The following is a 12,424-nucleotide window of genomic DNA, read 5'->3' as shown; positions in this document are numbered from 1 at the left end:
CGCAATGACGCACTTCCGGAGCAAGCGCTTGCCGAGACCTGGGCTCGGCAAGGCCCTGGCTGCCGTGATCGGCCTGGTGGCCGCGCTGAGCCTCGGGTCCGTCGGACAGGTCGAGGCCGCGCCCGTCGACCGGTCCCCGACGACGGCGGACCGCTTGACCGACCGGCCGCACGGCTTCGCCTCGCTGGCCGGCGGCACCAGCGGCGGTGCGGGCGGCAAGGTCGTCACCGTCACCGACCCGGCCTCGCTGGCCCGGTACGCGGCGGCCGAAGAGCCGTACGTCATCAGGGTGTCGGGGGCGCTGGCCGTCGAACCCTTCGGCGCGGACATCGTCGTGGCCTCGGACAAGACGATCGTCGGCGTGGGGGACACCGGCGAGATCGTCCACGGCGAGCTGCACCTCAACCCCGGTACCAGCAACGTGATCATCCGCAATCTGACGATCCGTGACTCGGCGATCGCGGGCAACTGGGACTGCAAGGACACCGACTTCGACGGCATCCAGATGGACACCGTCCATCACGTGTGGGTCGACCACAACCGCTTCTCGAACATCTGCGACGGGCAGCTGGACGTCCGCAAGGACAGCGAGTACGTGACCGTCTCCTACAACCGGTTCGAGAACAACAACAAGACGTTCGGCCTCGGTTGGACCACCGACGTCAAGACGCAGATCACCATCGACCACAACTGGTTCGCGCACACCAAGCAGCGCAACCCCTCCGTCGACAACGCCGCCTACGCGCACCTCTACAACAACTACCTGACGGCACAGGTGGATCCCGGTGATCCGGTGTGGACGTACGGGAACTGGTCGCGGGGCCGGACCAGGATGGTCATCGAGAACAGCTACTACCGGGACGTCCAGCACCCCTACCAGGCCGACGCCACCGCGGAGTTGGTGCAGCGCGGGTCGATCCTGAGGAACACGACGGGCCGGCACGACGAGTGGGGCGCCGCCTTCGACCCGCGTGACTTCTACGACTACCGGCTGGACCCGGCCGCGGCTGTTCCGGCGGTGGTCAAGCGCTTCTCCGGGCCGCAGAAGCAGATCGGTGTCACGCTTCGGGTCCCGGCCGACTACCCGACCGTCCAGGCCGCCGTGGACGCCGTCCCCGACGCCAACGCCGTGCCGGTGACCATCGCGATCGCGCCGGGCACCTACCGGGCGAAGGTCCTGATCCCCGCGACCAAGCCGAACATCGAGTTGCTCGGGACCGGACACGATCGCTCGGACACCGTCATCGTCCACGACACGCCCGCCGAGTACGGGGGCTCCACGGGGAGCGCGACCGTACGGATCGCCGCGAACGACGTCACCGCCCGCAACCTCACCTTCAGCAACGACTTCGACGAGGCCGCGGTCGAGCTGAAGGGCGAGCAGGCCCTCGCGATGAAGACGACCGGGGACCGGATCGTCTTCGAGGACACCGCCTTCCTGGGCAACCAGGACACCCTGATGACCGACAGCCCCAAGCTGGACGTGATCAGCCGGGTCTACGTTCGCGACTCGTACATCGAGGGCGATGTCGACTTCGTCTACGGACGCGCGACCACCGTCGTCGAGCGCTCCGTCATCCGCGCGCTGAGCCGTGGCTCGGACAGCAACAACGGCTACATCACGGCCGCTTCGACGTGGACGGGCAACCCGTACGGCTTCCTCATCACCCGGTCGAAGATCGTGAGCGACGCGCCGGAGGGGACCTTCCACCTCGGACGGCCCTGGCACCCGGGTGGTGAACCGGCCGCGGTCGCCCAGGTGGTGATCCGCGAAACCGCACTGCCCGCCGCGGTCAAGGCCGCCCCGTGGACCGACATGGGCGGGTTCTCGTGGAAGGACGCGCGGTTCGCCGAGTACCGCAATCGCGGCGCGGGGGCGGCGGTCACCGCGGACCGGCCGCAGCTGAGCGACACCGACGCGAGGTCGTACACCGTCACCGACTACCTCAAGGGCGCGGACGGATGGGCGCCGCACGCCCGCCGGTGAGTCGCCCGGCCCTCCCAGTGCCGGGGGACATCAGACCCCCCACAACTTCATATCTCCGCTGGATCCAGAAAGAAGAAGAGAGCCGACCAATGAAGATCAGCATCCGCAGAAGCAGGCGCGTCGCCACAGCCGTCGCCCTGGGCTCCGTCCTCGCGCTGACCGCCACCGCCTGCGGTGACGACGGCAGCGGCTCGGGCGGTGACAAGGGCGCCGAAGGCAGTGGCAAGGGCAAGATCGTCTTCTGGGACAACAACGGCGGTGTCCGTACCGACATCTGGAAGGAGGTCATCGCCGACTTCGAGAAGGCGAACCCGTCCATCGACGTCGAGTACGTCGGGATCCCCTCCACCGACTACCAGTCGAAGGTCGACACCGCGATCCAGGGCGGCGGTCTGCCGGACGTCGGCGGCGTCGGCGCGGCGATGATCGCGTCCATCTCCGCGCAGAACGCGCTGGACCCGCTGGACGACCGGCTCGCCAAGTCGGCCCTCAACGGCAAGCTCAACGAGAACATGGTCAAGTCGCTGAAGGCGGCCGGCGGCCGGGACGAGAAGCTCTACTCGATCCCCACCTCCGCCAACAACGGCGTCCTCTACTACCGCACCGACCTGTTCAAGAGCGCGGGACTTCAGGCGCCGACGACCTGGGACAGTTTCTACACGGCCGCGGACAAGCTCACGAAGGCCAGCAAGAACGAGTTCGGATACACCATCCGAGGCGGCGCCGGTTCCATCGCCCAGGCGCTGGACGCGATGTACGGACAGTCCGGCATCACCTCGTTCTGGGACGCGAGCGGTGAGAAGACCACCGTCAACGACCCGAAGAACATTGCGGGCCTGGAGAAGTACGCCAAGCTCTACAAGAAGGTCACCCCGGCCGCCGACCTGAACAACGACTTCACCAAGATGGTCGCGCAGTGGGACTCCGGCACGATCGGGATGCTGAACCACAACCTGGGTTCCTACCAGGACCATGTGAAGGCGCTCGGAGCCGGGAAGTTCCGGGGTATTCCCCAGCCGACCGGGCCCGGCGGCAAGCGGGTCCAGGTGTCGAACCCCGTGGACGGGCTCGGACTGTTCAAGAGCTCCAAGAACAAGGAAGCCGCCTGGAAGTTCATCGAGTTCGCCAGCTCGCACGAGGAGAGCTCGAAGTTCAACGAGTCGGCGGGTCAGGTGCCCGCCAACCTGGACGCGGCCAAGGACGCGTGGATCGCCAAGGCCGAGCCGACGAAACTGGCCGCGGCCGCGCTGACCGACGGCTCCACGACGATCGTGCAGCTGCCGTACTACCTCCCGGACTGGAACACCATCTCCAAGTCGGACAACGAGCCGAACTTCCAGAAGGTCCTGCTCGGCAAGATGAGCGCGAAGGACTTCCTGGACACCTTGGCCGATCAGCTGAACACCGCCCAGGCCGAGTGGAACGAGCAGAAGGCCTGAGAACACGCATCGGCACGGCCCCGCGCCCCTTCGGGGGCGCGGGGGCACCACCCCCCTTTCGAAAGGCCCTTTTATCTAGCAGGACTGTCGAGAAAGGCACATCGTCGTGTCGCTCACCCGCAGACAGGTCACCTCCGCGGCTCTTGCCGCTGTTCCCCTCGCCGCCCTCGCGGCCCAGGGGAGCGCCCAGGCCTCCGCCTCCCACAAGAGGCCTCGCACGCTCTACATAGCCGGTGACTCCACCGCAGCGCAGAAGTACGCCGACGCCGCACCCGAGACCGGGTGGGGCATGGCGCTTCCGTTCTTCCTGCACGGCGACCGGCCCGTCGCCAACCACGCCGTGAACGGGCGGAGTTCGAAGAGCTTCATCGACGAGGGACGGCTCGACGTCATTCTCGGCGCGATCCGGCCCGGCGACTTCCTGGTCATCCAGTTCGCGCACAACGACGAGAAGGCGGAAGACCCGACTCGTTACACGGAGCCCTGGACGACGTACCAGGACCATCTGCGCCAGTACGTCGACGGCGCCCGGGCCCGTGGTGCCCGGCCGGTGCTCGCCACGCCCGTCGAACGCAGGAGGTTCGACGCGAGCGGCAACGCCGTGCCGAGCCACGGCGACTATCCGGCGGCGATGCGTGCGCTCGCCCAGCGGGAGCGGGTCGCGTTGCTCGACATCCAGGCCCTGTCCCTCGCGCTGTGGCAGAAGCTGGGGGTCGAGGAGACGAAGACGTACTTCAACTGGACCGCGACCGAGCAGGACAACACGCACTTCAACCCGCCGGGCGCGATCGCCGTGGCCCGGCTGGTGGCCCGGGAACTGCTGCGTACCCGGGTGCTGACCCCGCGGGAGGTCCGTCGGCTCGACGACGAGATCCCCGCGTCCTGGATCAGCTGGCCGCAGGCCTCCGCGTAACCACTCCGATCCGGAAGAGAGAGCCGAACAGTGAACACACAGAGATGGCATGGGCATGCCACAACCATCGCCCTGGTCGGATGCACCGCCCTCGCCCTGACGGCCACCGGCCCCGCCGCCCAGGCCCAGCCCCGTGACCCCGCCCGGGGGACGCTCGCCGCGAACGACGGCTGGGCCTCGTACGGGACGGGCACGACCGGCGGCGCCGCCGCCGACGCCGACCACGTCTACACCGTGACGACCTGGGCCGGGTTCAAGGCAGCGCTGGCCGCCGGGGGCAGCGCGCCGAAGATCATCAAGGTGAAGGGGACCATCGACGCGGTGTCGGAGGGCTGCGCCTCCCTCGCCGCGCCCGGCTACGACTTCGACGCCTATCTGGAGAAGTACGCGCCCGAGGCATGGGGCCTGGACACCGACCTGAGCGCCGAACCCGCCGACAGCCCCGAGGGCCTGCGCAGAGTCTCCGCCGCCAACCAGGACCAGACCATCAAGGCCAACGTCCCGGCCAACACCACGATCATCGGGGTGGGGAAGAACGCCGGCTTCAAGGGCGCCAGCCTCCAGATCAAGGCCGTGGACAACGTCATCGTCCGCAACCTCACCTTCGAGAGCCCCATCGACTGTTTCCCGCAGTGGGACCCGACGGACGGCGCCAAGGGCAACTGGAACTCCGAGTACGACACCGCCGTCGTCTACGGCTCCACCCACGTCTGGCTGGACCACAACACGTTCACCGACGGCAGCCACCCCGACAGCGCGGCGCCCACCTACTTCGGGATGCTCTACCAGCAGCACGACGGCGAACTGGACGTCGTCCGGGGCGCCGACTACGTCACCGCCTCCTGGAACGTCTTCACCGAGCACGACAAGACGATCCTGATCGGCAACAGCGACAGCGAGTCCACCGCGGCGGGCGACCGGGGCCACCTCAAGGTCACCTTCCACCACAACCTGTTCTCGAAGCTGGTCGAGCGGGCGCCCCGGGTCCGCTTCGGCCAGGTCGACTCGTACAACAACCACTTCGTGGCGGACTCCGGATACGCCTACAGCTACGGCATCGGCAAGGAGTCCCAACTCGTCGCCGAGCACAACGCGTTCACGCTGCCCACCGGAGTCAGCGCGGCGAAGGTCCTCAAGCGGTGGAACGAGTCGCCGGTCACCGCCGCCGACAACTACGTCAACGGCAAGCCCGTCGACCTGATCGCCGTGCACAACGCGGAGATCCCCGGCGAGACCCTCCCGTCCGGCGCGGGCTGGAAGCCGACCCTGCGCACCAAGGTCGACCCGGCGAAGGCGGTGCCCGGGATCGTCAACTGCGGCGCGGGCGCCGGCCGACTGCGCTGACAGAAGCACCGACCGGCCGGGGCGGACCGCGCTCCGCCCCGGCCCCCACATCCCCACGCGAGGAAGTAACCGAGCCACGCTGCCGCGCCGCACATCCAAGGAGCCCCGCATGCCCTCGCACCACCTCCAACTCCCCCTGTCCAGAAGGGGACTGCTGCTCGCGAGTGCCGGGGCAGGCGCCGCGCTCGCGGTCGGGGCGAACCCCGCGCGGGCCGCCGGCGGCAAGCGCCCCTTCGGCCGGTACGGGTCGCCCACGGCCCGCCTCACCCCGCAGACCCTGTACGTCGACCCGCACGGCCGCGGCGACTTCACCTCCGTCCAGGCCGCCGTGACCGCCGCGACCGGCACCGGCCGGACCCTGGTCCTCGCACCGGGCGTCTACCGGGAGACCGTCGCCGTCGACGCCACCCGGACGGAGGCGACCTGGATCGGCGCCTCCCAGGACCCCCGGGACGTCGTGATCGTGTACGACAACGCGGCCGGCACCCCCAAGCCGGGCGGCGGCACCTACGGCACCACCGGGTCGGCCACCACGACCGTGCAGGCAGCCGGCTTCACCGCCCGCTGGATCACCTTCGCCAACGACTGGCTGCGCGCCGATCACCCAGGGATCACCGGCACCCAGGCCGTCGCCATCAAGGTGCGGGGCGACCGCTCTGCCTTCCACCACTGCCGCTTCCTCGGCCACCAGGACACCCTGTACGCAGACTCCATGTCCCTGGCCGTCTTCGCCCGCCAGTACTACTCCCACTGCTACGTCGAGGGCGATGTCGACTTCGTCTTCGGCCGGGCGACCGCGGTCTACGAGGACTGCCACTTCCGCACCCTGAACCGCACCGACCTGACGGCCGCCCCCTACGGCTTCGTCCTCGCGCCCTCGACGGCCGGCGCCAACCCACGCGGATACCTGGTCGTCCGCGGCCGGGTCGGCAGCGAGGCCCCGGACGCCCACTACAAACTGGCCCGCCCGTGGGTGCCCAGTTCCGACACCACCGCCCGCCCGTCGCTCACCGTGCGGAACACCTGGCTGGGCCCCGGCATCGACGCGGTCGCGCCCTACACCAACATGTCGGACAGCTTCCCGTGGCAGAGCCAGCGGTTCGCCGAGTACCGGAACACGGGCCCCGGCGCCGAGATCTCCGTGCCCGCGAACCGTCCCCAACTCACCGCGGAACAGGCCGAGTCGGCAACCCGCGCCACCTATCTGGGTGACTGGCGGCCATGGAAGCGGGGGTGCTGACATGCGCAGGCGCACCCTCCTGACGGGACTGTCCGCAGGCCTGGTCGCCGTCGGCGCCACTCCCGTCGCCTCCGCCTCCGCCTCCGCCTCCGCCTCGGCATCCGCCACCGGCCGCCGGGTCCTGCACGTGCGGCCCGGAGACTCCGTGCAGGCGGCCGTCGACGCGGTGCCAGGGCCCGGCTGGACGATCGTCGTGCACCCGGGGACGTACCGGGAGGTCATCTCCATCGCCGCGGACAAGGCCGAGCTGACCCTGCGCGGCGCCACCCGCGACCCGCGCGACGTCGTCATCGTCTACGACAACGCGAACGGCACGAAGAAGCCCGACGGCACCACGTACGGCACCGCCGGCTCCGCCACCTTCACCTCGGCGGCCCGAGGGCTGAGGGTCCGCGACCTCACCCTCGCCAACGACTGGCTGCGCGCCGACCACCCCGAGATCACCGGCACCCAGGCGGTGGCCGCGTACACCTACGGCGACCGCACCCACTTCGAGAACGTGCGCCTGCTGGCCCACCAGGACACCCTCTTCGTCGAGACGACCGCGCTCGACGTGTTCGACCGGCAGTACTTCCACCGCTGCCACATCGAGGGCGACGTCGACTTCGTCTTCGGGCGGGCGACCGCCGTCTTCGAGGACTGCCACTTCCACACGCTGCGACGGGACGTCGACTTCACCCCCAAGGGCATGGTCTTCGCCCCCTCCACGGCCCGCGCCAACCCGCACGGCATCCTGGCGCTCCGCTCCCGGATCACCTCCGCCGCCGAGGACGGGGCGTACAAACTGGCCCGCCCCTGGGTGCCGACGTACGAGACGACCGCCTGGCCGTCCCTCGTCGTGCGGGACACCCGGATCGGTCCCGGGATCGACGCGGTGACCCCCTACACCAACATGCGGGAGGCGTATCCCTGGCAGACCATGCGGTTTTGGGAGTACCGCAACACCGGGCCGGGAGCGGAGATCACGGTGCCGGAGAACCGGCCTCAACTCGGACGGGCGGAAGCCGTGTCGCACACCAGGTCGGCCTACCTCGGCGACTGGCGGCCCCGTGCGTAGGGCCCTCGGCGCCCTGCTGGCCTGCGCGTTCCTGCTGGTGCCGACCGAGGCCTCCGCGTCCACCTCCGCCGCCCGCACCCCCGTCGGCTGGGCCGCCTCCGGCACCGGCACCACCGGCGGGGCGGGCGGCACCACCTGGACGGTGCGCACCCGCGCCGAGCTCAAGGAGGCGCTGGCCAACAAGGGCGAGCCCAGCGCGCCCAAGGTGATCCGGGTCGTCGGCGACATCGACGGCCACGAGGCGGCGGACGGATCGCTGCTCGGCGAGCAGGACTACGCGCCCGGGTACGACCTCGCCAAGTACATGTCCTGCTTCGGTGCGGACGGCAGCACCTGGTCCGACACCCGCCACGACTACTGCAAACAGCAGCGTCAGCTCCGGCAGACCGGGTCGACGAACGAGAAACTGCAGATCCAGCTGACCGTACCGAGCAACACCACCCTGGTGGGCGCGGGCGGTTCCGCGCGGCTCCTCGGCGTCTTCCTGACCGTCAACACGGGCACCAACATCATCGTCCGGAACCTCGAACTGGAAGCACCCGTCGACCACTTCACCTCCTGGTCCCCGGACGACGGCACGCAGGGCAACTGGAACGCCCGCTTCGACGCGATGACCGTGATCACCGGCAGGAACATCTGGGTCGACCACTGCACGTTCACCGACGGCCGCTTCCCCGACCGCGAGGCACCCCTCGGCTTCCACGGGGAGCACGTCCAGCGACACGACGGGCTGCTGGACATCGAGGACGGCTCGGACTTCGTCACCGTCTCCGACAGCCGCTTCACCGACCACGACAAGGCGCTCCTCATCGGCTCGGGGGACGGGCGCGGCGACCGGGACCGCGGGCACCTCAAGGTCACCTTCGCCCGCAACCTCTTCACGGACATCGTGCAGCGCGGCCCCCGGGTCCGCTTCGGCCAGGTGCACGTCGTCAACAACGTCTACCGGGGGCGGACGGCCGACACGCTGTACGCGCTCGGCGTCGGCCTGGAGTCGGCGATCTTCTCCGAGCGCAACGTCTTCCGGTATCCGAGGGGCTCCTCGGCCCTCGCCGTCGCGGACTACGGAGGCGACCACTTCCGGGACACCGGCTCCTGGTTCAACGGCCGCCCCGCCCGCCTGAACGCCGTGGCGAGCGGCCTCGGTCTCACGAGTGACGTCGGCTGGGACCCCGCCGACACCTATGACTACCGGCCCCTCACGTCCCGACCGGCGGTCGAACGGTACGTCCTGAAGCACGCCGGCACCGGGAGGTCGTATGAGTGAGCCGCTCGGACGCCGCACGTTCGTGGCGGGGGCCGCCGCCGCGGCGTTCCTCACGGGCGGCACCGGGACCGCGCAGGCGGCGGACCTGGTGGCCGGCAACCTGCCCGACTTCCACCCGGCACTGAAGGACGGGCTGAACTTCCCGCTCGCCTGGGGCACTTCACCCGTCCGTGACTTCCGGGCGTGGCGTCGAGCCGCCCGTTCGAAGGTCGAGGACCACCTCCTCGTCGCCCCGCAGCACGGGACACCGTACGCGCCCCGATTCACCCCGGGACCCCAGGAGGAGGGATACACAAGGGAGTTGGTGACCCTCGCGCTGACGGGCTACGAACGCGTCCGCGGCGTCCTGCTCACCCCGCACGGCCCCGGCCCCTTCCCCGCCGTGCTCCTCCTCCACGACCACGGGGCCACGTTCGACATCGGCAAAGAGAAACTCGTCCGGCCCTGGTACGACGACACGCGCCTCACCTCCGCGCAGGCGTGGGCGGACAAGTACTTCAGCGGACGCTTCGTCGGCGACGAACTGGCCAGGCGCGGATACGTGGTCCTCTGCCTGGACGCGCTCGGCTGGGGAGACCGCGGCCCGCTCGCCTACGACCAACAGCAGGCCCTCGCCTCCAACTTCTACAACCTCGGCTCCTCCCTCGCCGGGCTCATGGCCCGCGAGGACGCCCGCGCCGCCGGGTTCCTGGCCGGCCTCGACCGGGTGGACGCACGCCGGGTCGCGGCCGTCGGGTTCTCCATGGGCGCCTTCCGAGCCTGGCAGACGGCCGCGCTCAGCGACGACATCGCCGCGGCGGCGAGCGTGTGCTGGATGACGGGCCTGAAGGAAATGATGGTGCCCGGCAACAACACGCTGCGCGGGCAGTCGTCGTACTACATGCTCCACCCCGGGCTTCCCCGGTTCCTCGACTTCCCCGACGTGGCGGGCATCGCCGCACCCAGGCCGATGCTGTTCTTCAGCGGCGCGCTGGACACCCTCTTCCCCGCCGACGGCGTGCGGGTGGCCCACGACAAACTGCGCGCCGTCTGGCGCTCGCGCCACGCCGAGGAGCGGTTGCGTCTGAAGACCTGGCCCGACCTCGGACACGTCTTCGTCGACCGCATGCAGGACGAGGTCTTCACATGGCTGGACCGCGTCCTCTGACTCGCCCCATCCGAACGCCTTTCCCCCGCGAACAACTCCCCCCATCCGAACGAGGCAAAGGACCCGCACTCCATGTCCCGTCGTACCGCTCTCTCCGCCCTGGCGGCCCTGACCCTCGGCGCCGGCCTCGCCGTCCTCCCCACCCAGGCCCAGGCCGCGACCGTGGTCGTCAGCAACTCGACCGACCTGTCCAACGCCATCAAGAACGCCACCGCCGGAACCGTCATCCAGGTGCGCGGCGGCACCTACTACCCGACGGCCACGATCCAGTCCACGGCCAACGGCACCTCGTCCTCACCGGTCACGCTCACCGCGTACGGCTCGGAGACGGTGAAGATCGACGGTTCCTCGCTCCCCTCGGGCGACTGGATCTTCAAGCTCACCGCGGACTACTGGAACGTCTCGAACATCACCTTCCAGAACTCCCCGGACAGCGCGGTCGTCTGCCAGTCCTGCACGGGGACGGTCTGGAACAACATCAAGACCATCAACGGCGGCGACTCCGGCTTCACGCTCACCGGCGACGGCACGGTCAACAACACCGTGAAGAACATCGACAGTTACGGCCACTACGACGCCGCCACCCACGGCGAGAACGCCGACGGCATCGCCGTGAAGTTCGGCTCCGGCACCGGCAACCTGATTACTGGGGCCCGCCTCTACAACAACTCCGACGACGGTCTGGACTTCTGGTCGTTCTCCTCGCCCGTCACCGTCGAACACACCTGGGCCATGGGCAACGGCAAGAACCGCTGGTCCGACTCCGCGTTCGCGGGCGACGGCAACGGCTACAAGCTGGGCGGTGACGGCGAGGTCGTCGCACACGTCATCAACAACTCGGCAGCCTGGGACAACGCGGGCAACGGCTTCACCGAGAACTCCAACAAGGGCGCCATCGTCATCAACCGCACCACCGCCTACGCCAACGCCAAGTGGGGCTACTACTTCGCCACCGGCGCGGCCCGCCTCGGCAAGAACCTCGCAGTCAGCAACGGCGGCGGCTCGGTGAGCAAGGGCTCCTCGGTGGTCTCCTCCGGCAACAACTGGGACTCCGGGGTATCCACCCCCGCCTTCAAGTCGACGGATGCGAGCAGCACGTACAACGCCCGCGGTTCGAGCGGCACCCTGCCCGCGACCACGTTCCTGACCACGGGCAGCACGACCATCGGCGCGACCATGAACTAGCGCGGAATCTCAGCCCAGGTGCCACAGGGCGTACGTGACCAGGAGCATGAGCATGCCTGCGACTGCCATGAGTGCGCCCAGGAACCGGAGATAGCCGGGTGCGGCGAAGATGCTGGGCGACCCGCCGAGTTGCCCCGTCGTCGCCCACATGTCGGCATTTCTCTGGCGAATCCGCTCGGCCCGCCGGGTGGTGATACCGCGGATGTCGAAAGCCCAGCTCACTCCACTCCAGAGGGCGACGACGCCGCCCAGGAAGAAGACCGAGAGGAGAACTGGTGAGCTGCCGGTCGACCGTGCGGCGAGGAAGAATGCGTCAGTCAATTCCCGATCCTTTTGCTTGTCATCTGATCAACGGTGTGGTGGTCATCCGGAGACGGTCACGGTGACGAGTTGAGGATCGGGAAGTTCGGTTGGAGCGGTGTCGCCGTACCAGGAGAACTCGAGTGCCGAAAGCCTTCCGCCGCTCACCCAGACGAGCAGTTCACCGAACAGCCGGCCCGAGCTGTCCGTGACCGTGCCGGAAGCCGGAATGATGCCGTCCTTGATCCGCGCCTCAGGAACCCGGGAAGGCACTTCGAGGTCGACACTCGGAGATTCAGACCCCCAGTGGCCCGTGACGCGGGCTTCTGCAAGCTGGTTTCTGAGCTCGTGTACGCCGCTGAAATCCTCCGAGAGGAGTTCGGCGAGGACGCGCTGTTCAAGGGGGGAGAGAGGCCTGCTGGAAGGACGATCCGTCATGGTGTGGTTCCTCCGGAAGGCTTTGGAGCGCCCGCCCGAGCTTTTCACGATCCATGGGTGCCCCCGTTCGCAGCTGCGGCTACCGACCCTAGGAGAGGCAGGTCAAG

The 12,424-nt window shown here is 69.1% G+C and carries 11 protein-coding genes; 9 read left to right on the top strand and 2 right to left on the bottom strand.

All coding sequences use genetic code 11. The features are described 5' to 3' along the window. Nucleotides 1-4 precede the first annotated feature (4 nt). From OHA64_RS11290 to OHA64_RS11250, 9 genes are all read left to right on the top strand, one after another. The gene (locus OHA64_RS11290; RefSeq protein ID WP_405611736.1) at nt 5-1,987 is read left to right on the top strand and encodes a pectinesterase family protein; all 1,983 of its coding nucleotides are present in this window, start codon (nt 5-7) and stop codon (nt 1,985-1,987) included. An 89-nt stretch (nt 1,988-2,076) separates the two neighbouring features. After that, nucleotides 2,077-3,426 (top strand): ABC transporter substrate-binding protein, encoded by a 1,350-nt coding sequence (locus OHA64_RS11285; RefSeq protein WP_405611734.1) that lies wholly within the window; start codon nt 2,077-2,079, stop codon nt 3,424-3,426. A 106-nt stretch (nt 3,427-3,532) separates the two neighbouring features. Beyond that, a complete protein-coding gene (locus tag OHA64_RS11280; RefSeq protein ID WP_405611732.1) occupies nt 3,533-4,339 on the top strand; it encodes a rhamnogalacturonan acetylesterase in 807 nt (268 codons plus the stop codon). Between the two features lie 30 nt (nt 4,340-4,369). Then, the gene (locus tag OHA64_RS11275; protein ID WP_405611730.1) at nt 4,370-5,683 is read left to right on the top strand and encodes a polysaccharide lyase family 1 protein; all 1,314 of its coding nucleotides are present in this window, start codon (nt 4,370-4,372) and stop codon (nt 5,681-5,683) included. A gap of 109 nt (nt 5,684-5,792) precedes the next feature. Beyond that, on the top strand, nt 5,793-6,923 hold the full coding sequence (locus OHA64_RS11270; RefSeq protein ID WP_405611728.1) for a pectinesterase family protein: 1,131 nt from the start codon (nt 5,793-5,795) through the stop codon (nt 6,921-6,923). Between the two features lies 1 nt (nt 6,924). Continuing rightward, on the top strand, nt 6,925-7,980 hold the full coding sequence (locus OHA64_RS11265) for a pectinesterase family protein (protein WP_405611726.1): 1,056 nt from the start codon (nt 6,925-6,927) through the stop codon (nt 7,978-7,980). Further along, nucleotides 7,973-9,247 (top strand): polysaccharide lyase family 1 protein, encoded by a 1,275-nt coding sequence (locus OHA64_RS11260; protein ID WP_405611724.1) that lies wholly within the window; start codon nt 7,973-7,975, stop codon nt 9,245-9,247. The genes OHA64_RS11265 and OHA64_RS11260 overlap by 8 nt, the downstream gene beginning before the upstream one ends. Continuing rightward, a complete protein-coding gene (locus tag OHA64_RS11255; protein ID WP_405611722.1) occupies nt 9,240-10,394 on the top strand; it encodes a dienelactone hydrolase family protein in 1,155 nt (384 codons plus the stop codon). Before OHA64_RS11260 ends, OHA64_RS11255 begins: the two co-directional genes overlap by 8 nt. Nucleotides 10,395-10,466: 72 nt before the next feature. Further along, nucleotides 10,467-11,579 carry a right-handed parallel beta-helix repeat-containing protein gene (locus OHA64_RS11250; RefSeq protein ID WP_405611720.1) on the top strand — a complete coding sequence of 371 codons (1,113 nt, stop codon included), beginning with the start codon at nt 10,467-10,469 and terminating at the stop codon, nt 11,577-11,579. Nucleotides 11,580-11,588: 9 nt separating this feature from the next. On the opposite strand, the gene OHA64_RS11245 is transcribed toward OHA64_RS11250, so the two are convergent. Both OHA64_RS11245 and OHA64_RS11240 read right to left on the bottom strand, forming a co-directional pair. Continuing rightward, nucleotides 11,589-11,900 carry a hypothetical protein gene (locus OHA64_RS11245; protein ID WP_405611718.1) on the bottom strand — a complete coding sequence of 104 codons (312 nt, stop codon included), beginning with the start codon at nt 11,898-11,900 and terminating at the stop codon, nt 11,589-11,591. A 42-nt stretch (nt 11,901-11,942) separates the two neighbouring features. Continuing rightward, nucleotides 11,943-12,365 (bottom strand): hypothetical protein, encoded by a 423-nt coding sequence (locus OHA64_RS11240; protein ID WP_405611716.1) that lies wholly within the window; start codon nt 12,363-12,365, stop codon nt 11,943-11,945. Nucleotides 12,366-12,424 lie beyond the last annotated feature (59 nt).

Origin of the sequence: Streptomyces sp. NBC_00076 (assembly GCF_045041235.1) — a bacterium.
Classification (GTDB): Bacteria; Actinomycetota; Actinomycetes; order Streptomycetales; family Streptomycetaceae; genus Streptomyces.
Note: the sequence above shows the minus strand (reverse complement) of the source record. Positions and strands in the feature narration are given on the sequence as shown.

Coding starts and splice junctions, on each gene's coding strand:
- OHA64_RS11250 (WP_405611720.1), top strand. CDS start 10,467: ATGTCCCGTCGTACCGCTCTCTCCGCCCTGGCGGCCCTGACCCTCGGC.
- OHA64_RS11270 (WP_405611728.1), top strand. CDS start 5,793: ATGCCCTCGCACCACCTCCAACTCCCCCTGTCCAGAAGGGGACTGCTG.
- OHA64_RS11265 (WP_405611726.1), top strand. CDS start 6,925: ATGCGCAGGCGCACCCTCCTGACGGGACTGTCCGCAGGCCTGGTCGCC.
- OHA64_RS11285 (WP_405611734.1), top strand. CDS start 2,077: ATGAAGATCAGCATCCGCAGAAGCAGGCGCGTCGCCACAGCCGTCGCC.
- OHA64_RS11255 (WP_405611722.1), top strand. CDS start 9,240: ATGAGTGAGCCGCTCGGACGCCGCACGTTCGTGGCGGGGGCCGCCGCC.
- OHA64_RS11290 (WP_405611736.1), top strand. CDS start 5: ATGACGCACTTCCGGAGCAAGCGCTTGCCGAGACCTGGGCTCGGCAAG.